Annotated in this window: 21 protein-coding genes and 1 tRNA gene; 5 read left to right on the top strand and 17 right to left on the bottom strand. The window is 68.0% G+C overall.

The features are described 5' to 3' along the window. Nucleotides 1–69: 69 nt before the first annotated feature. From BLW75_RS38810 to BLW75_RS38830, 5 genes are read right to left on the bottom strand one after another with little or no spacing between them, the layout of a single operon-like run. Nucleotides 70–636, bottom strand: a complete 567-nt coding sequence (locus BLW75_RS38810) for an Asp23/Gls24 family envelope stress response protein (RefSeq protein WP_034320820.1) — start codon at nt 634–636, stop codon at nt 70–72. Beyond that, nucleotides 633–1,160, bottom strand: coding sequence for a DUF6286 domain-containing protein (locus tag BLW75_RS38815; RefSeq protein WP_034320822.1), 528 nt, complete (start codon nt 1,158–1,160; stop codon nt 633–635). The genes BLW75_RS38810 and BLW75_RS38815 overlap by 4 nt, the downstream gene beginning before the upstream one ends. Beyond that, nucleotides 1,157–1,543, bottom strand: a complete 387-nt coding sequence (locus BLW75_RS38820; protein WP_034320825.1) for an Asp23/Gls24 family envelope stress response protein — start codon at nt 1,541–1,543, stop codon at nt 1,157–1,159. The genes BLW75_RS38815 and BLW75_RS38820 overlap by 4 nt, the downstream gene beginning before the upstream one ends. A 5-nt stretch (nt 1,544–1,548) precedes the next feature. Further along, the gene (locus tag BLW75_RS43065) at nt 1,549–1,725 is read right to left on the bottom strand and encodes a hypothetical protein (RefSeq protein ID WP_005154991.1); all 177 of its coding nucleotides are present in this window, start codon (nt 1,723–1,725) and stop codon (nt 1,549–1,551) included. 41 nt (nt 1,726–1,766) lie between these two features. Continuing rightward, nucleotides 1,767–2,231, bottom strand: a complete 465-nt coding sequence (locus tag BLW75_RS38830; RefSeq protein ID WP_034320828.1) for an Asp23/Gls24 family envelope stress response protein — start codon at nt 2,229–2,231, stop codon at nt 1,767–1,769. A gap of 370 nt (nt 2,232–2,601) precedes the next feature. Here BLW75_RS38830 and BLW75_RS38835 point away from each other — a divergent pair, with 370 nt between their 5' ends. Next, a complete protein-coding gene (locus BLW75_RS38835) occupies nt 2,602–3,807 on the top strand; it encodes an alkaline phosphatase (protein WP_034320833.1) in 1,206 nt (401 codons plus the stop codon). Between the two features lie 51 nt (nt 3,808–3,858). Here BLW75_RS38835 and BLW75_RS38840 read toward each other — a convergent pair whose 3' ends face one another. Beyond that, complete coding sequence (locus BLW75_RS38840; RefSeq protein ID WP_005157321.1) at nt 3,859–4,470, bottom strand: ANTAR domain-containing response regulator; 612 nt, start codon at nt 4,468–4,470, stop codon at nt 3,859–3,861. A gap of 172 nt (nt 4,471–4,642) precedes the next feature. Here BLW75_RS38840 and BLW75_RS38845 point away from each other — a divergent pair. After that, a tRNA-Leu gene (locus BLW75_RS38845) sits at nt 4,643–4,716 on the top strand. Here BLW75_RS38845 and BLW75_RS43260 read toward each other — a convergent pair. Beyond that, on the bottom strand, nt 4,705–5,736 hold the full coding sequence (locus BLW75_RS43260; protein WP_198935823.1) for a recombinase family protein: 1,032 nt from the start codon (nt 5,734–5,736) through the stop codon (nt 4,705–4,707). The two genes, BLW75_RS38845 and BLW75_RS43260, sit on opposite strands and share 12 nt — an antisense overlap. Then, nucleotides 5,688–6,236 (bottom strand): recombinase family protein, encoded by a 549-nt coding sequence (locus BLW75_RS43265; protein WP_198935824.1) that lies wholly within the window; start codon nt 6,234–6,236, stop codon nt 5,688–5,690. The genes BLW75_RS43260 and BLW75_RS43265 overlap by 49 nt, the downstream gene beginning before the upstream one ends. Nucleotides 6,237–6,483: 247 nt before the next feature. On the opposite strand from BLW75_RS43265, the gene BLW75_RS43070 reads away from it, so the two are divergent. Continuing rightward, nucleotides 6,484–6,639, top strand: coding sequence for a hypothetical protein (locus BLW75_RS43070; RefSeq protein ID WP_158005422.1), 156 nt, complete (start codon nt 6,484–6,486; stop codon nt 6,637–6,639). A 134-nt stretch (nt 6,640–6,773) separates the two neighbouring features. Here the strand turns inward: BLW75_RS43070 and BLW75_RS38855 are convergent, their stop codons facing one another. Next, the gene (locus tag BLW75_RS38855) at nt 6,774–7,400 is read right to left on the bottom strand and encodes a helix-turn-helix domain-containing protein (RefSeq protein ID WP_034320837.1); all 627 of its coding nucleotides are present in this window, start codon (nt 7,398–7,400) and stop codon (nt 6,774–6,776) included. Nucleotides 7,401–7,419: 19 nt separating this feature from the next. Between BLW75_RS38855 and BLW75_RS38860 the strand changes: the two genes are divergently transcribed. Both BLW75_RS38860 and BLW75_RS38865 read left to right on the top strand, forming a co-directional pair. Beyond that, a complete protein-coding gene (locus tag BLW75_RS38860; RefSeq protein WP_034320975.1) occupies nt 7,420–7,812 on the top strand; it encodes a hypothetical protein in 393 nt (130 codons plus the stop codon). Further along, nucleotides 7,809–8,171, top strand: a complete 363-nt coding sequence (locus BLW75_RS38865; protein WP_034320840.1) for a DUF4345 family protein — start codon at nt 7,809–7,811, stop codon at nt 8,169–8,171. The genes BLW75_RS38860 and BLW75_RS38865 overlap by 4 nt, the downstream gene beginning before the upstream one ends. A gap of 706 nt (nt 8,172–8,877) precedes the next feature. Here BLW75_RS38865 and BLW75_RS38875 read toward each other — a convergent pair. The 8 genes from BLW75_RS38875 to BLW75_RS38910 all read right to left on the bottom strand — a co-directional run bounded on the left by BLW75_RS38875 (nt 8,878) and on the right by BLW75_RS38910 (nt 18,627). Then, complete coding sequence (locus tag BLW75_RS38875) at nt 8,878–10,134, bottom strand: aspartate aminotransferase family protein (RefSeq protein ID WP_034320845.1); 1,257 nt, start codon at nt 10,132–10,134, stop codon at nt 8,878–8,880. A gap of 17 nt (nt 10,135–10,151) precedes the next feature. Further along, nucleotides 10,152–11,267 carry a Zn-dependent alcohol dehydrogenase gene (locus tag BLW75_RS38880; protein ID WP_034320847.1) on the bottom strand — a complete coding sequence of 372 codons (1,116 nt, stop codon included), beginning with the start codon at nt 11,265–11,267 and terminating at the stop codon, nt 10,152–10,154. A gap of 16 nt (nt 11,268–11,283) precedes the next feature. Further along, nucleotides 11,284–12,654 carry an NAD-dependent succinate-semialdehyde dehydrogenase gene (locus tag BLW75_RS38885; RefSeq protein ID WP_034320850.1) on the bottom strand — a complete coding sequence of 457 codons (1,371 nt, stop codon included), beginning with the start codon at nt 12,652–12,654 and terminating at the stop codon, nt 11,284–11,286. Next, entirely contained in the window at nt 12,651–13,355 is a 705-nt protein-coding gene (locus BLW75_RS38890; protein ID WP_034320853.1) for a hypothetical protein, read from the bottom strand. Before BLW75_RS38890 ends, BLW75_RS38885 begins: the two co-directional genes overlap by 4 nt. Beyond that, nucleotides 13,355–14,746: a flavin monoamine oxidase family protein gene (locus tag BLW75_RS38895; protein ID WP_034320856.1), complete on the bottom strand. Its 1,392-nt coding sequence runs from the start codon at nt 14,744–14,746 to the stop codon at nt 13,355–13,357. Before BLW75_RS38895 ends, BLW75_RS38890 begins: the two co-directional genes overlap by 1 nt. Before the next feature lie 64 nt (nt 14,747–14,810). Further along, nucleotides 14,811–16,157, bottom strand: a complete 1,347-nt coding sequence (locus BLW75_RS38900) for an NAD(P)/FAD-dependent oxidoreductase (RefSeq protein WP_034320860.1) — start codon at nt 16,155–16,157, stop codon at nt 14,811–14,813. 21 nt (nt 16,158–16,178) lie between these two features. Next, nucleotides 16,179–17,102 (bottom strand): alpha/beta fold hydrolase, encoded by a 924-nt coding sequence (locus BLW75_RS38905; RefSeq protein ID WP_034320863.1) that lies wholly within the window; start codon nt 17,100–17,102, stop codon nt 16,179–16,181. Further along, nucleotides 17,095–18,627 (bottom strand): flavin-containing monooxygenase, encoded by a 1,533-nt coding sequence (locus BLW75_RS38910; RefSeq protein WP_034320866.1) that lies wholly within the window; start codon nt 18,625–18,627, stop codon nt 17,095–17,097. Before BLW75_RS38910 ends, BLW75_RS38905 begins: the two co-directional genes overlap by 8 nt. Nucleotides 18,628–18,696: the final 69 nt, after the last annotated feature.

An 18,696-nucleotide genomic window follows, 5' to 3' on the forward strand; every position in this document is an offset into this window, starting at 1 on the left:
ACTCCTCAGCGGTCGGAAGGTGGTTGCGCGGCGTACCCGTGTTCCCGGTCCGCCCTGCTCGGAAACCACTCACTGAACCCGGGATCCGGCCTTCGCCCAGAAGCGGAACTCGATGGTCATCGGAAGCTCGCCGAGATCCAACGCCTGGCGCAGCCTCGGCAGGCCCTCTGCGGTGATCCGCTCGCGGATGGTGGCCAGATCGCCGTCCTGTTCGGCGCTCAGCACCACGGCCAGCACCGGCGCGTCCTGGGACCCGCCTAGCGTGGCGTGCGCGGCGTGGACGCCGGGGTAGGTCGCGACCTCCGCGGCGAACGGTTCCACCGCGGTGCTCGCGGCCAGCGTGGTCTCGCCGGTCTCCTGGCCGAAGTGCCAGGTGTGGGACTTCGGTTTGCGGACGGGCTGCGCGATCAGCCAGCGCAGCGCCAGCAGACCGGCCACCACCGCGACCCCGGCGACGACGTACCAGACCCATCCGGGTGGCATGGCGGTGCCGGGGACGAGCGGGGTGCCCGGATCGAGCAGCGGGATCCGGCCGAAATGGGTGCCGACGGCGAATCCGCCGGCGGCGAGCAACACGATTCCGGTCAGCACCAGCAGGGTGCGGTTCAGCCGGGCGGGGCGGTTGAGGTCGGTCATGACGCGCTCCTGGTGGCCTTGACCCGGACCCGCACGGCCGGGACGGTGGCGGGGCCGATCTGCGAGAGGCGGTGCTCGATGGCCGCGCGGACGGCGTCGGCGAGTCCGGCGGTGTTCGTCCGCCCGGTGGTGACCACCGAGACGATCTTGCTCCGCTTGACCTTCAGTTTCGCCGCCGAGACACCATCCACAGTGGACGCCGCGGTACGCAGCGTCGACCGGTAACTGCGCCGGGAGGCCCCGGAGTCCGTGCCGCCTTCGAGCGGCAGCACGGTGGGCCGCCCTGGGACGATCGCGGCCACGAGGAGCAGCAGACCGAGCAGCGCGACCACGCCGCCCGCGATCGGCGGAAGCGGATCGCTCCATCGGGTGTCGTGCAGGGCGGACGCGACGGCGTCGTAGCTGAGCCACGGTTTTTCGCCGATGATCGTCTGGACCGCGACGATGGCGGCCAGCACGCATCCGGCGAGCACCACGAGGGCGACCAGCACGGCCGGGACACTGCGGCGCGGGCGCCGTTTCATCGGACCCTCCTCGTTTCGGTCTCCGTGGAATGCAGGGCCGTGACGGTGATGTCGACCCGCGTGATGGCCAGGCCCGAGAGTTCGCCCACGCGGCGGATCAGATGCTCTCGCGCGCTTTCGGTGGTGGCGCGCACGGAGAGCGGGTACTTCACCGAGAGCCGGACGTCCAAAGTGGCCGTCGAGCCGGTGACGTGCGCGCTCACCTTGGCGCCCTGGTCGAGGTCTTCACCGCCGACCGCGATCCCGAGCACGCGGGAGGCCGCGCCGCCGACGCCGTCGAGCTCGGTGATCGCCCGGGCGGCGATCCGCTCGACGGCGCCGTCGGCCACGGTCAGGGCGCCGCGCCCGTCCGTTCCGGGCGCGGCGGCGGTCATGGTCGTCATGGCGATCAGCCCCTGTCGCGGCCCGCCAGGGCCGAAAGGTCGAGCTTGCCGTCGAGGAACCGGCCGACCAGCAGGCCGAGGACGGCGAGCACGAGCACGACGAGGAAGGCGCCGAAGCCGCCGAACGCGCCGGCCACGCCGAGCACGAGACCGGTCAGCAGGCCGAGGTGGGTGGCGTTCATGAACGTTCTCCTTGCTGTCGGGCGCGAACCGGCGCCGATGGTCACTGGACGCGGGTGGATTCGGTGCTTTCGTCGTTGTCGTCGTCGCCCGGGATGTACACGTCGGACACGTTGATGTTGACCTCGACGACCTCGAGCCCGGTCATCTGCTCGACCGCGCCGATCACGTTGCGGCGCACCGATTTGGCGAGATCCGCGATCGCGACGCCGTACTCGACGACGATCTGCAGGTCGACCGCGGCCTGGCGCTCGCCGACCTCGACGGAGACGCCCTGCCCGGCGGACGCGGTGGCGCCGGGGATGCGCTCACGCAGCGCGTTGAACGCCCGCACGGCGCCGCCGCCCAGCGCGTGGACGCCGGTGATCTCGCGGGTCGCGAGGCCCGCGACCTTCTGCACGACGGTGTCGGCGATCGTGGTCACGCCCTGCGTGGTGACGAGCGCGCTGTTCTCGGCCGGGGCGGCGGAGTTCGAGTTCGGCTTGGCGGTGGTGGCGGTGTTCGTCATCGCGATCTCCTCGGTTCGGATTCCGTTGCCTGCGGTGGAAGTTCTTTGCTTCCACACTCCATAGACCCAGCCGCACCGCGATCGTCACGACCCGATCGTGTGGTCTGGATCTCACCGATCGTGGGTATGTCTTTTGGCCTGGTTCCGCGGCGGACTACGGTGCCGTCCTTTCCGCCTGTCGAAGGTCGGGGCCGGGGTGACCAAAGTGGACGAACCGGACCAGGAGGACGCTGAAGTCGTTCCATCGGCAGCCGCCCCTGGACGGCGCGGTGAAGATCCACGCCCACGACCCGGCCTCCTGTGTGGCTGAGCGCCTCTGGCCTTCGCGCGGCTTCTCTGTTAGGAAAGGTTCCTAACTAAAGGAGGCGATGTGCGCGGACGTGGTCTGGCGGCGGCGACGGTTCTGGTGGTCCTGTGCGGTGGTTCGGCCGCCGTCGCGGACACCACGACGGCGCGCTCGGCACGCAACATCATCTACATCCAGGGGGACGGCCTCGGCCTCGGCCAGCGTGACCTGCTTCGGCTGGCGCTCAAGGGCAAGAACGGCAGACTGGCGATGGACGGGCTCGCGGTCACCGGCCTCGTACGGACGTCCTCGGCCGACCCCGAAGATATCGTCACCGACTCGGCCGCCGCGGCCACCGCATTCGCGACCGGGCACAAGACGCGCAACGGCGCCGTCGGCGTGGATTCCAGCGGGCGCCCGCTGGAGACGATCCTCGAACGGGCGAAGCGGGCGGGGAAGTCGACCGGCCTGGTGACGACCGCGCAGGTGACCGGCGCGTCGCCCGCGGCCTTCGCGGCGCACGTCCCCAGCCGGGACTCGCAGAGCGACATCGCGAAGCAGTACATCGAGAACAGCCGCCCGGACGTCCTGCTCGGCGGCGGTGAGGACTGGTGGTATCCGAAGGGGAACCCCGGGCTGTGGCCGGACAAACCGGGGGAGGAGAGCCGCAGCCCGTACGGCAACCTGGTCGAACGCGCGCAGCGAACGGGCTACACCTACGTGCGTGACGGCGACGAACTGCGGACCACGCGGGCCAACCGGATCCTCGGCCTGTTCGCGAACGAGGACATGGTCGACTACGGCCCGGACGGCGTCGGGAAGTACGCGCCGCGGGTGCCGCTCCAGCAGATGGCGCGCAAGGCACTGGACACCCTCTCCAAGAACCCGCGCGGCTTCTTTCTCTTCCTGGAGGAAGAAGGAACCGACGGGATGTCACACGAGAACAACGCGCACGGCGTGATCGACGCGGGCCGCGCGCTCGACGACACCGTCGCCGAGGTCATGCGGTTCGCCCGCGCGCATCCCGACACACTGGTGATCATCGGCGGCGACCACGAGACCGGAGGGCTGGCCATCGAGAACTACGACGCCTCCGACACCGACCCTGACCAGGACGGGCCGTTCGACGTCCCGGGTTCGAAGCTCCGCTTCACCGTGGACTGGACGACCCACGACCACACCGGGTCCGACACCCCGGTCACCGCCGAAGGCCCCGGCTCCACCCGTTTGGGTGGCACGATCGAGAACACCGACGTCCACTGGGTGATGCGGGCGGCAAGCGGACTCTGAACCGGAAAAGGCCACCTCCGGCGACGGAGGTGGCCTTCACGGGCGTTGGGGTCAGCCGATGCTTTCGACGACTGCCTCGGCGACCGCCTTCATCGTGGTCCGGCGGTCCATCGCGGTGCGCTGTATCCAGCGGAACGCGTCCGGCTCGGTGAGCCCCTGACGGCTCATCAGCAGCCCCTTGGCGCGGTCGATCACCTTGCGCGTTTCGAGCCGGTCCGTGAGGCCCGCGACCTCGGACTCGAGCGCCTGAAGCTCGGCGAACCGGCTCACGGCCAGCTCGATGGCCGGCACCAGGTCACGCTTGGCGAACGGCTTGACCAGGTACGCCATCGTGCCCGCGTCCCTGGCCCGCTCGACGAGGTCGCGCTGGCTGAACGCGGTCAGGATGACGACCGGCGCGATCCGGTCGCCGGTGATCTTGGAGGCGGCCTCGATACCGTCGAGCTTGGGCATCTTGACGTCGAGGATCACCAGGTCGGGCTTCAACTCGGTGGCCAGGTTGATGGCCTGCTCGCCATCCCCGGCCTCACCGACCACCTCATAACCCTCTTCACGGAGCATCTCGACGAGATCCAGCCGGATGAGGGCCTCGTCTTCGGCCACGAGCACCCGCCGCTGGGGTGCGGCGACAGCACCATTGGCCTCGGCAGCCTGCTCGGTCACCGGGGTCCTCCTGAAGGTCGTCGGGCAGTTCGGCTCGCGGTCTGTCCGCGAACCTGAAGCCTACCGGGAACGATCCAGACGGCTAGATGGCGTTCACCACGTCAGACGGTCGTCACACTCCGGGCCCGGCGAAAGGCGCGCTCCCGTGATCCCGTAAAGTTCACCAGGCATCGCCCCCGTAGCCCAACTGGCAGAGGCAACGGATTCAAAACCCGTCCAGTGTGAGTTCGAATCTCACCGGGGGCACTCGCAGGATGCACATTCGCTTCCACCTGCGCAGTTTTGCCGTGAAGCGGTGTCGCCGATGGACGTGATCGAGGCTGGATCGGCGGGCAGGGTGGCTGTGATCGTCGCTCGGTCGTTCTTGTAGTCGACCTTGATCGTGAGCTGGGTCAGATCGAGCAGGCGGTGCAGTAGGTCTGCCGGGGCGTGGCGCAGGTTGGCCTTCAGAAACGGCAAGGCGTCGAGGAGTGTTTTGCGCTCGTTGAAGACCTCGTTGTAGTGCTGCCTGAGGCCTTGGGTGAAGGGATCGTCGGGGGCCGCGTTCTCTGCTTGGCGTAGCAGGTTGTCTTGCTTGCGGGCAGCGTCCGCGATCTTCTTTTGCAGTGCTTGCCGCCGACGTTCGGTGTCGCGCCGCTTATTGGCGTAGCCGTCGTCTTGATCAGCGAGTAGCAGCGTGTGGCGTTGCGGTCCGAACAGGCGCTCGTTGAAGAACGCCTCGACCTGGTCGAGGATGAGGTCTTCGCGGATGTAGACGGTAGGCGGGTGGCCCTCGTGTTTGTCCGGACGCCCGCGGTTGTTGCCTGCCGGATGGCAGCGGTAGTAGACGCCGGATTTGCGCACCATGCCCATCATGCGGCGGCCGCAATCACACGTGACGCGGCTGCGCAGCAGGTAGGTTCGCTGCGCACGGGGATCCTGCTTCAGATCAGCGCCGTCACGTGACCCTTGCCGTTGGGTTCTGGTGGCGGTCATCTCGTCGAACATCCACTTCGGGATGAGCGGTTCGTGCGCGGGTTCGGGGGACCATACCCACATCTCCGGAGGGTTCTGCCGGTTTCGTGCGCCGCGGCTGCGGCGTGCTCGCCGGTTGTAGACCTGGTACCCGGTGTACTTCGGGTTCTTCAGGATATCGGCGACGCTGGACTTCGACCACGCGCCGCGTGCCCGGATTCCGCCGGGCGGTCGTGGGGGCGGGTGCTCGTCGGTGTTCTTGTTCAGTCGTTCGGCGATGGTGTCGAATCCAATGCTTCGTGGTATCGCCACTTGGCGATTAAGGCCACGGTTTCCGCTTGTTCTCCGTCTGGTTCCAAACGTGTCTTCGTGAGCCCTTTCTCGGCCTTGGCGGGATTGGGATGGCGCAGGGTCTTCGCTCGATACCCGTAGGGTGGTTTGCCGATGTTGGGGCCTTCCCGGACGTGGGTACAGGTGCCACCCCGCGACAGCTCCAGCATGTTCAGGACCTCGTACTCGGCAACCGACTGGTTGATCCGGCGTTGCAGGATTTGCTGCGCTCGGCCGCCGGAGAGCAGGATCGGCTCGTTGGATGCGAAGACGGGAACCTCGGCGCGTTCGAGTTCTCGCTCGACGGACAGCGTCTCATACATCTTCCGCGCGATCCGGGACACGGACTCGCAGATCACCACATCGAACCGGCGGTCCGGTTGTTTCGCCTCAGACAGCAGATCCGCTATACCACCGTCGCGGGCGATAGGGATGTCGAAACGTTCATAGCCCGTACGCTGGCCGCGCCGCTCGAGCTCCATGCGCCCGGACTCCACGTCGTGGAAGTGCCATACCACGACCCAAGACTCGGGCAGAGCGGACTTCGAGCGGTCGAGTTGTCGCAAGAGCGATTGGCGGGGATCCTGGTGCTCTTCGGTGGATGATGTGGTTAAAGTGATTGCCGGGACTGTTGGTTCGGAGCTAAGAAGGGAAACACCAAGTCATAGGGGAACGGGCGCGGATCACCTTGGCGTCCCTGAACACGGGGGTGCTGGACTGGCAAAGGCTATGACGCTTTGCGTCGCAGAATCGCTCGAGTATCTCCACGCCGACATGGTGACCCGGCCCGAACCGGTCACCGACACGGTGCAACAGCTCATCGGGACTCCGGCGCGCACCTTCGGCGAATGGGCGGCCGACCACGCTGCCGACTTCACGCCGTGATGGAGCACCCATGTCCGGCGAGCGGCATGGACCCCGGTCTGCGGTGATGGCGCGGGTCGGGCTTGGTGACGTAGCCGCTGACGGTGCGGGTCTTCCGGGTGTCGGGCCACAGGGCCAGGTTCGTTCGATGTGGTCTATGCCGTTGGAGCGTCGCCCGGTCTCGGGTCGAGGACGATTCGGGTGTTTGTCGCGAGGACCGTGCTCGCAGTCAGTCCGAACATGTCGTGGAAGGCGTCGCTGAAGTGGCTGGGGGAGGCGAATCCGGCTTCCGCCGACGCCCTGGTGAGGTCCGCGCCTTCCACCGCGGCAGCCGCGACGCGCAGCATCCGCGCCCACAGCCGGTAGCGGCGGAAGCTCGTGCCGGTCTGCGCCGAGAACAGGTGCAGGAACCGCGACGTCGACAGGCTGATCTCGGCGGCGACCTGCGGCGCGCTCAGGCACGGGTGTGCGCGGAGCAGGCCCAGCGCGGTTCGGATCCGCTCGTCGGCGAGGTCCGGCTCCAGGTAGAGGTACAGCATCCGGCCATGGGAGACGACTTGGTGCCGCGTCCTGGCCGGGATCATCGCGCTGCGGACTTTCTGCTCGTTGTCACCGATGCGCAGCAAGAACGGGGCGTCGACGCCGACCGCGAAGCAGTGCACGGAGCCGAAGTGGGGGTGGAGGTCGAGCGATGGGCCGAGGTAGGCGGCGTGGCCGGGCCAGATCCAGATCGTGGCCCGGTCCTGCGGGCAGCACGTTTCTGGAAGCGCGGCGTAGTCCATGCACCCGATCATTCCACGCATGCAGAGCAGACGAAAAAGACTGGGGCAGGCGTTGCTCGTGGCGGTGGGGCTGATCAACGTCGTGCCTGGGGCGGGAGCGGTGTCGCCGGGGGCGATGCGATCGGCCTACGGCGTCGAGGTCGGGAGTGCGGACCTGGAGGTGCTGCTGCGGCACCGGGCGGTTCTGCTCGCCCTGGCAGGAGCGTTCGTGATCGTGTCGGCGTTCCGCCCGGCACTGCGCCGTGCCGCGATCGCCGGCGGCGCCGTCAGCATGGGTTCGTTCCTGCTCTTGGCGCTGACCACGACGCCGGTGAACGAGCAGGTGCTCCGGGTGGCGCAGGTTGACGCCGCGGCGCTGCTGCTCCTGGCCGTGGGAGCGGCGCTGGTGCGGACGTCCGGGGAGGGCGCATGACGACAGCCATTATCGTCCTCACCGCGGTGTTCTTCCTCGGCATGGGCCTCTGCGCGCTCGCCGTGCCAGCAGCGATCGGCAAGCCGTTCCGCATCGTCGTCGAGGCGCCGGAGAGCCGTTCGGAGATCCGGGCCGTCTACGGTGGTTTCGGGCTGGCGATGGCCGCCGTGCTCATCACAGCGCTGTTCCTCGACGGCCTGCGTACCGGCGTGGTCGTCACGGTCGCGGCCGCCCTTGCCGGGATGGCCCTGGGCCGGGTCATATCCCGGCTCGTCGACGCCCCCACGCGGTTCTACCCGGTCTGGTTCTACTTCGGAGTGGAGGCGGTCGCGGCCGCATTGCTTTTCGCCGTGGCGTGAGGTGCAACCGCTCGGTCGCAGGAGCTATGTGCGTGCCGCCCTCGTGGTCGAGTGCGTTCAGCGTTCGAGTTCGCCGGAATCATCCTGCCGGGCGCCCTCTGAGAGGTATTTGGCGCTGAGCCTGCACCGGCGCCGGATGCCGGACGAGGGCTGCGCAGAGATGCCCGGTGACGATCAGGCACCGTGGCGAGTTCGCTCGGGTAGCACCGAGTCGAGGTGCGCGGCCAGCTCCGCGGGAGACGGGACATCGACGACGCCATCGACCACGGAACCTTCAAGCCCGAGCAGGGGCCCGCGACATGCGTCCTTTACCCACGCGGCCCGCGTGCCGTCCGATGAATCAGGGGGCGGGGCTGCCGGTGCCTCTGTCGCGGTGCCGCCGGTGTTGCCGCGGCCTTGAGGGCGACGATGGACTCGGCGGAGATCTCGTCATCGATGACGACGGCACCGGATTCGTCGACCGTGTCCGGCACCTCAGCTGTCATGACCCGCTCGTACCTCGCTGTTCCCTGCGCCCTGATGTCCTCCACTGTCACCGGCTCTCGGCCCCGGTCGCCACGACATCGCGCACCTGGTTTCGCCGGAAGCGGTGCACAGTGCATCTGCTTCGACAAAGCGATGTTCGTAACAGTCGGCGGGTTGATCTGGGAGTTTCGGAACGAGGCGTGCGCTCGTCTCGCAAACACTCTTGCGTGAACTCACAGACTCAGGTTCGGCGCAGGAGCCTTTCGAGTGCTCCGGCTGTCGCTTCGATGTCGGAGGTGGTGTGGGCTGTGCTGAGGAAGACTTTGCCGGAAGGCATGAACAGGAAGCCGTGGTGCAGCATTCCTTCGAGGATGGTGGTCCAGAGTCCGCCGGTGCCGTGGAGTCCGGTGTTCGCGCCCGGTGGGACGTACTGGAGGAGTGAGCCGACGCGGTTGAAGCTGCCGCCGTCGGGGACCGAACCGAGGATGCCGCCGACGACGGTGTCGAACTCGGAGGAGATTTCTTCGAGTGTCTGGTAGACCACTGGGTCGGCGAGGGCGCGCATTGTCGCTTCGACGGCTGCGAGCGCGACGGGGTTGGCGTTGAAGGTGCCGGCGTGGACGACGCCGGCTGTCACCTGATCGATCAGTTCCGCTCGTCCGACGACGGCGCTCTGGGTGAATCCTCCGGTCATGGCTTTGCCGAAGACGGACAGGTCGGGGAGGACGCCGTACTTTTCGGCCGCGCCGCCGCGCGCGATGCGGAATCCGGCGATCACCTCGTCGAAGATGAGGACGACGCCGTGCCGGTCGCACAGGGTTCTCAGTGTGGAGAGGAATTCCGGGGAGGGTGTTTCGACGCCGGCGTTGCTCATCACCGGATCGATGAGCACAGCGGCGATGTCGCGTTCGACGGCTTCGATCAGGATCTGCCGGGCCAATCGTACGTCGTTGAAGCGTGCGATGACCAGATCGTCCAGCACGCTGGACGATTGTCCTCTGCCGCCTGGTGCCGCGGGCTGATCGCCGTCGGTTTCGGCCATTCCGGCGTGGACGGTGTCGTGCCAGCCGTGGTAGCTCTTGGCGAATTTGAGGACGCGCCGCCGCCCTGTCGCGGCTCGGGCGAGGCGTAGCGCCACTTGTACCGCTTCGGTTCCGGTGTTGCTCCACAGCAGCCGTTCGCCGTGGGGCACGGCTTCGAGGACCGCCTCGGCCGCGAGGTATTCGAGGGCGTGACCGGTGCCGACCACCTGCATCTTGGTCGCGGTCGCGGAGACCGCCGACAGAACGCGCGGGTCGCTGTGGCCGAGGACAAGCGGTCCCCAGGCCATCACGTAGTCGACGTACCGGTCGCCGTCGAGGTCCCACACATGTGCGCCTCGTGCCTCTCGGACGAAGAGCGGGTGGGGGCGCATCGCGGCGCGCAGGCCCGACCCGACGCCGCCTCCGACGCTACGTCGGGTTCGTTCGAACGCGACACGCGACGATTTCAGAGCCATGCGACGTTCAGCGCCTTTCAGTACTTGATCACCGAGCGGATGCCGATGCCGCGTTTCATGTCGTCGAACGCTTCGTTGATGTCGGTCAGGTCGATCACGCGTGTTACGAGCGAGTCGAGATCGATGCGGTCGTGCATGTAGTGATCGACCAGCAGCGGGAAGTCGACGTCGGGCTTGCTCGATCCGTAGTTGGAACCGATGAGGGACAGTTCCTGATCGGACATGACGAACGGGTCGATCGATATCCGCACGCCGTCGGCGACCTGCCCGGCGACGACGGCCGTTCCGCCCCGTGCCAGCACCTCGTAGGCGGACTCGATGGTGCGAGGCAGCCCGATGGCTTCGACGGCGACCTCCACCCCGCGTCCGCCGGTGAGCTGGTGCACCCGGTCCGCGAGGTTCTCCCGTCCGCTGTTGACCAGGTCCGTCGCACCGAAAACGCGAGCCTGGTCGAGTTTCTGGTCGGAGATGTCCGCGGCGATGATCTGTCGCGCGCCGACCAGACGAGCGCCCTGGATCGCGTTCAGCCCGACGCCGCCGCAACCCAGAACGAGAACCGTGTCGCTCGGCCGCACCTTCGCGGTGTTGACCACCGCCCCGACCCCGGTGGTGACGGCGCAACCGATCAGGGCCGACTGTTCGAACGGGGCGTCGTCGCGGATCGCGATGGCGGCCGATTCGGGCACCAGTGTGTACTGGCCGAACGTTCCGAGGCCCGCGAAGCTGTAGACGTCCTGTTCGCCCGCTGAGGTGACGCGAGTCCGGCCGTCGAAGGCCAGGTGGTTGGCCGAGTGTCGGCTCACCATGTCACACAGGACGGGCCTGCCGCCGACGCAGTAGCGGCACCGGCGGCAGGACGGTGTCCACGACAGGACGACGTGATCGCCCTCGACCAGAGTCGTGACACCGTCGCCCACGCTCTCGACGATTCCAGCGCCTTCGTGGCCGAGAATCATCGGTGCCGGCACCTCCCATTCACCGATGAGCGCGTGAAAGTCGCTGTGGCACACGCCGCTTGCTTTGAGCCGTACCAGTACCTCACCGGGCGGCGGCGTATCGGGCAACGAAACTCGTTCGATGGTCAGCGGTGCTTCCGGTGTCGTGAAGACGGCTGCGTCGAATTCGACAGGCATGGCAGATTCCCTCTGGCTAAGGTGATTCAGGTCCGGCCGTGCGGATGAGCTTCTTGTTGGCGAACTCGTCGATTCCCGCCCTGCCGAGTTCACGGCCGAAGCCGGACCGCTTGATTCCGCCGAACGGCAGTTCCGGTCCTTCGAGGCCGACGCCGTTGATGAAGACCATGCCTGCCTCGATCCGGTCGGCGACCCGCATCGCTTGTTCGGGGTCCGTGGTGAAGATGTAGGAGCCCAGTCCGTACGGGGTGCTGTTGGCCAGTTCGACGGCCTCGGCTTCGGATCCCGCTCGGTAGACGGTCGCGACGGGGCCGAACAGTTCTTCGGCGGCCGACGGCGAAGCCGGTGACAGTCCACTCAGGACGGCAGGCGGGAAGAACGCGCCGTCGCGTCGCCCTTCGCAGATCAGGGTCGCGCCGTCGTCGACGGCCCGCTGGACCTGCTTTTCGAGGCGCTCGGCGGCCGCCACCGAGGACAGCGGAGCCAGACCGCCGGCCGTGGCGAGCACTTTCTTCGTGAACGTGTCGAGGAATTCGTCGTGGAGGTCCGCCGCGACGATGATCCGTTTGCCCGCGTTGCATGCCTGCCCGGTGTTCTCGAATCGTGTGTCCACCGCGGCTTGGGCCGTGGCGTCCAGGTCGTCGGATGACAGCACGATGAACGGGTCCGAGCCGCCCAGTTCGAGCACCACCTTCTTGAGGTGGCGTCCTGCCTGTTCCGCGACTTGCGCGCCGGCGCGCTCGGACCCGGTGAAGGACACGCCTTGTAGGCGGGGGTCGGCGATGGCGTCGGCGGCCTGGTCGTTGGTCGCGTAGACGTTGACGTAGCAGCCCTCGGGAAAGCCCGCTTCGGTGAATATCCGTTGCAAGGCCGCGGACGACTCCGGGCATTGTGATGCGGGCTTGAGCATGATGGTGTTGCCCAGGACGAGGTTGGGCGCGGCGAATCGAGCGACCTGGTAGTACGGGTAGTTCCAGGGCATGATGCCCAGCAGGACGCCGACCGGCTGGCGGCGGACGAACGCCGTGCCCGCCCCCTCGATCAGCTCGATGGGCTCGTCGGCGAGGAACGTGTGCGCGTTCGCCGCGTAGAACGAATAGATCGACGCGCTGAATTCGACCTCGGCGACGGCTTCGTCCAGCGGCTTACCCATCTCCCGCTGGGCGATACGGGCGAGTTCGCCGCTGCGCGCGGTGTGGAGGGCGGCGACGGTGTCCAGCAGACCGGCGCGCTGAGCCACGGTGGTCTGTTTCGACCATTCCCGGTAGGCATGCGCGGCCGCGTCGAGCGCCTGGTTCATGGCCGCGTCGGTCGCGGACGGGTACTCCCGTACCAGCTCGCCGGTGGCGGGATCGACCACGGCGTACCGCTGCGTGTTGGCCTTCATGAAGACGCACCCGCTTCCTGTGTCGTCTTCGCGCCCGAGGCCAGGTTGTGGTTGTGCAGTGCCCGGTAGGCGAAGAAGTAGACGAATCCCTGGGTTCCCCAGGTCGCCAGCGCGGCGGTGTAGAAGATCGTGCGGTTCGCGTCGTCGAACGGGAAGGGGAAGAAGTCGTAGGTGATCGCGATGGTGGTGGCGGCCGCGGTCACCAGCCCGGTCCAGAACGCCGGCCATTTCGCGCCGATGTCCCAGAGCCGCTTGGCGAAGTACGCCAGGAAGACCGCCGTGACGAGGTTGACCACGACGTAGAACGTGGCGACGGCGAACGCGAGGTGGTCGACGCGCGGGTCTTCACCGTGGAACTGGCGGAGGAACAGCCCGGCCGCGGTGGCGAAGGCGAACACGACGATGTCGACGGTGCGAGACGGCTTGTAGCGATGGGTGACCTTCATCAGGCCCAGGACGAGGATGAGCGTGATGCCGACCGACCGGGAGAAGGCGTCGAAAAAGTACGCCACGTCGTACAGGACACTGTCCGGGCTGCCTCCGAGCAACGACCAGAGCAGGAAGTTGCTGCCCGAGGTCGCGACGACCATCCATTCGAGGCCCAGCAGGAAATTGCCGTAGCGGCGGATGAATTTCCAGCCGAAGAAGTAGCAGACGAAGATCATCCACACATCGGCGAGGAGGAAGAGCACGTCCTTCATCACACAGCCACCTCTCGGGACTCGCGCGCCACCGCGGCCGCGACGCGCTCGGCGGCGCGCTGGCCGGTCAAGACGGCGCCGTTCATGGTGCCCGCCCACTCGCCCGCGGTTTCGGTGCCCGCCCAGTGGACGCGCCCGTGCGGCTCGGTGAGAGCGGGGCCGTAGCTCGTGGTCGCGTAAGGGGCGACGGCCGGATTCGGCCCTCCCGGGGCGAAAGGTTCCTCGCCCCAGCAATGGTCCAGGTAGTCGATGGGCACGCTCGCTCGTGTGCCGTAGAGCTGGACGAGCTGCTGGATGACCCTGCTGCGTCGATGCTCGAGGTCGAAGCCGTCGAACACGCGAGGGTCGCAGAACGCCATCAGGACGCCCGGCCCGGTGGCATCAGGTGACACGTCGAAGGTGATGAACACGGCCCCGGTGTCGGTCAGCGCCTCACCCGAGAGTCCGTCTGCTCGCCAGAAGGGCTTGTCGTAGGCGACGAACGCCTTGCTCAGCACGCCCATGCGCCAGGTTTTCGCGAGCCCTTCGGCCTGTTCGGGCAGGGCCGGGTCGAAGTCGATTTCGGCGCGGTGCGCCGTCGCGACTGTGACGATCGCGTATTTCGCCTTGATTTCCGCCGAATCGGTGCGGATCGTGACACCGGTGCCGTTTTGGGAGATCCGGCGGACCGGCGTCCCGAGGACGACGCGGTCGCCGAGTCGCTCGGCGACCCGTTTCGCGATCTCTTGGGTGGTTTCGGCGTACCGTTCCTGTTGCTGGCCGCCCTCCACGTCGAGCATGTGGTCGACTCCGCCCGCCGCGCGGATGTAGCGCAACGCGTGCAGTAGCGAGACGTCGCCCGGGCTGCATCCCCACTGCACCTTGCTGACGATGGTCATCAAGGTGCGGGTGGCAGGCAGCGCGTTCTTCCGGTCGAGCCATTCGCCGAACGAGATCGCGTCGAACCGACCGGCCTCGGGGGAGTTCCAGGCCGCGTCGACGTCGATGCTCGCGACCAGTTTGTTCAGCGCCAGCTGCACGCGGGCCATGTCGACCAGCGCCGCCGGCGAGACCGTGGGAATCGTGCCCCGGTAGGTGCGGCGCCGCCCGGCCGCCCACAGGACGTTGCGTCCTTGGCTGAACTGGCCGATCGTGGTGCACCCCGCTCGGTTCGCGAGGTCGCGGATCGCCGTGTGCCGCCGGGAAACCCAGGTCGCGCCGAGATCGACGCGTACCCCGGCGACCTCGCCGGAGAGCGATCGGCCGCCGACCCGGTCGCGGCCTTCCAGGACGAGGACGGACCGGCCCATGCTCACGAGCCGCTCCGCGGCGCTCAGGCCGGCGAACCCGGCGCCGACGATCACGACATCGACCGAGCCCGTTTTGGAGCGGGGAGCTCGCGGATTCGACATGCTTTTCCTCCTTTGCCCACGCGGGCCGCGCGGGTGGTTAGCGGGCGGAACACGCCGCCTCGGTTCAGCGCGGCCGGGCGGCGGCGCGAAGGGCGCGGCGCCGGCTTCCGTTGATCAGATCGGTGAAGCGGTCGAGTGCCCACACCATGCGCAGGCCGCGCGGGCCGACCATCGTGAAGGGAGGGAATTTCGGCTTCTCCGCCCAAATGCCGTCGAGGTCTTCGTGGCGCGACCCGTCCACGATCAGGTCGGCGATGAGCGACCCGACGTACGGCGCCTGGGCCAGTCCGTGCCCGTTGCACGCGATCGAGTAGTGGATGTCGTCCTCGATCCGGCCGGCGATCGACAGCCACGACGAGGTGATCGCGATCCAGCCGCCCCACGCGCGTTCCACGGCGACGTCGGCGAGGGCTGGGAAGCGGGTCGCGAACGCTCCGGCGAGCTCTTCGACCAGCTTCCGGTCCGGCGCCTTCGCCGGCAGGGGGTAGGTCTTGCCGCGCTCGACGCGCCGGACGCCGAACACGATGGTGCCCCGCGCGGTGAGGCGGTAGTGCTCCATGACCTGGTGCTGGGTGATCACTCCCGACCGGCTGCTCCAGTCCAATGCGGCGAGGCGCTCGGGAGCGATCGGCTCGGTCTCCATCTCGATGAGCCACATCGGCACCGAGAGACGTTTGGGGGTGATGTCCCACTCTCCCGAGTAGGCGTTCGTCGCGAGCACCACCTTGTTCGCGCGAACGGTGCCGCCAGGGGTCGAGAGCACGACCTTGCCGCCGTGCCTCCGCACGTCGGTGACCTTTGTCCGTTCGAAGACCTGGGCCGGCGACGAGATCAGGGCGCGGCGTACTCCGCGGCTCAGCTTGCCCGGGTTCAACATTCCGCCCACGGCTTCGCGCATGCCGCCGACGAAGGTGCGGGGAATGCCGAGTTCCTCGCTCGTGCCGACGTGACCGCGTCCGCCGTCGCGCCGGAGAATCGCCGCCAAGGTCCGCGTTCGCAGCATCTGCCCGTGTCCCACGGCGGCGAACGCCAGGCCGTTGGGCTCGTAGTCGCAGTCGATGTCGCGGGTCTTGATGAGGTCTTCCACGAAGCCGGCGGAATTCTCGGCCAGCCGGACCATGCCGGGCACTTTCCTGGGGTAGAAGAGGCTCAGCAGACGGAGGTCCCCGCCCGGGACGCTCGCGATCTGGCCGCCGTTGCGCGAACTGGAACCGTAGCCGCAGAACTCGGCCTCCAGTAGCACCACGTCCTGGCCGCGTTCGGCGAGCCGCAGCGCGGTCGCCATGCCGCCCATGCCTCCGCCGATGACCGCGACCTCGCACGTGAGGTCGCCGTCGAGGCTGGGGAGGACGTCCGCGGGCGGGTCGATCCAGCCGCTGAAGGTGCTGTACTCGACGTTGTCGATCTTCATGAGGCTGCGCTCGCTTTCCGCTCAGGGGATCCGGACATGGTTTCCCCCTTCGGTCACACGCTTGGCGTGTTCGGAGATGTATTGGGTGATGGGCTTGACCAGGGCCTCGGGAATGTGGTGCCCCATGCCGGGGATGACGACGTGCTGTGCGGAGCGGATCGCCTTCACCGTCGCGGCGCCGCCGCTGGGAGCGACCAGCAAATCCCGGTCGCCGTTGAGCACCAGGGTGGGGGCGGTGATCCGGCTCAGCTGGGCGGTCCGGTCCCCGGATGCCTGGATCGCCTGGATCTGCCGGGCCGTGCCGGCGGCGAGGTCACCGGCGGCGCGGTCCCAGCCGCCTGCCGCGAAGGCGGCTTCGGCCGCGTCGTCGATGGGGTAGCCCGTTCCGGCGATGTGGCCGGTGATCCGCAGGTGGGCGCGTACCGCCGCGGTTCTGGTCCGCGACGGCGGCCCGGCGAGAATCCGCAGCGTCGACCACGCCGGTCGGCCGACCTTCTTCGCGCCCGTGGTCGAGAAGATGGAGGTCAGGGACAGGACGCGGGCGGGTTCGGCCGCGGCGACCGTCTGCGCGATCATCCCGCCCATGGACCGGCCGGTGAGGTGAACCCGCTCGATCCCGAGGTGGTCGAGGACGCCGACGGCGTCGGAGGCCATGTCCGCCAGCGAGTAGGCGTCACTCCGGGGGCGTGCGAGCAGCTGGCGCCACAGCGCGGGCGGCGGGGTGGCCGCGAACGTGGACTGGCCGACGTCGCGGTTGTCCATCGTGACGACCCGGAAACCCCGGTCCACCAGCGCACCGACGAACGAGCCGGGCCAGAAGGTGAGGTCCTCGCCCAGCCCCGCGACGAGCAGGATCGCGGGGTCGGCCTGGTCACCGTGGTCGCGGAAGCAGATCGTCGTGCCGGACGGGAGCGCGGCGTACTGGTCGGCGTTCGCTTCAGACATGAGCCGACTGCCTCTCCCCAGGCGACACCGCCGAACGGGCGGTGCCGAACTCGAGGTGCTCGTCGGCGACCGGGCCGCGCAGCGCCTTGGCGTCCTCGGGGAAGGACATCGCCATCCGCCACGGGGCGGCCTGCCCCTGTTTGGGCAGTCGCTTCTCGGCGCGTTTGGCGTAGCCGGCCTGCAGGTCCATGACCGGCCTGCGCGGCATCCCGGGCGACGCGACCGCGACCACCCGGTCGTAGCCGTGCGCGTCCATGTGCCGGACCAGGTCGATGAAATAGCGGCACATCAGGCTGACCTTGAGCGTCCAGGACGAGGTCGTGTAGCCGATCGCCATCGCCCAGTTGGGAATCCCGCTCAGCAGCATCCCGCGGTAGGCCACCGAGTCCGCGATGTCGGCCTCGCGCCCGTCGACCACGATCGGCATTCCGTCGAAGAGCCGCATGTTCAGCCCGGTCGCGGTGACGATGATGTCGGCTTCCAGCTCCTCGCCCGATTCCAGGACGATGCCGCGTTCGCTGAACCTGGTGATGGCGTCGGTGACGACGGAGGCGGTGCCCGCCGAGATCGCGTCGAAGAAGTCGCCGTCCGGGGCCAGGCACAGTCGTTGGTCCCACGGGTCGTACGGCGGGTTGAAATGCTTGTCGACGTCGAATCCCTTGGGCAGCCGCTTGACGTTCTCCCGCCGGATCAGCGCTCGCCCGATCTTCGGGAACGCCCGCAGGCCCTTGACGATCCCGTGTTCGATCCAGATGTTCTTGAACCTCGTCGCGGCGTACCCACGCTTCTCTCCCAGCAGCTTCGTCAGGGTCGTGGCGACCCGGTCGACACGGGGCAGCCCCATGATGTAGCTGGGGGTGCGCTGCAGCATCGTGACGTGCTCAGCGGCGTCCGGCCCGGTGGACATGGCGGGCACCAGCGTGATCGCGGTCGCGCCGCTGCCGATGACCACGACCTTCTTGCCGCGGTAGTCGAGGTCCTCGGGCCAGTGCTGCGGATGGACGATCGTCCCCCCGAAGTCGTCGCGCCCGGGGAACTCCGGCGTGAAACCCTTGTCGTACCGGTAGTAGCCGGTGGCGGCGAACACCCACCCCGCCCGGATCGTCTTCGACGTGACCGAGCCTGTGGCGGGATCCGACGCCTCGACGCGCAGCGTCCATCGCGAGTCCGTTGTGGACCATTCCGCCCGGACGACCCGGTGGCGCAGCCTGATCAGCCGCCCCAGATCGTTCTCCTCCACTGTTTCCTGGAGGTACTCCCGGATGAGCGGAGCGTCCGCGATCGCGGCCTCGTGGCGCCACGGCTTGAACTCGTATCCGAAGGTGTGCAGGTCCGAGTCCGACCGGATGCCCGGGTAGCGGAACAGATCCCAGGTGCCGCCGATGTCGTCGCGGCCCTCCAGCACGACGAGCGACTTGCCGGGCAGCTCCCGGCTGAAATACGTCGCCGCGCCGATTCCGGAGATTCCCGCGCCGACGACGACGACGTCGAACTCCTCGACCGAGCCTGACCTCTCAGCTGTCATGTCTGCGTCTCCTCGCTGAGTCGGCTGCTGATGTGGCGTCCACTGTCGCCAGCTGCGACCCCGGTCACA

The sequence above is a fragment of the Amycolatopsis lurida genome (assembly GCF_900105055.1).
GTDB lineage: Bacteria > Actinomycetota > Actinomycetes > Mycobacteriales > Pseudonocardiaceae > Amycolatopsis > Amycolatopsis lurida.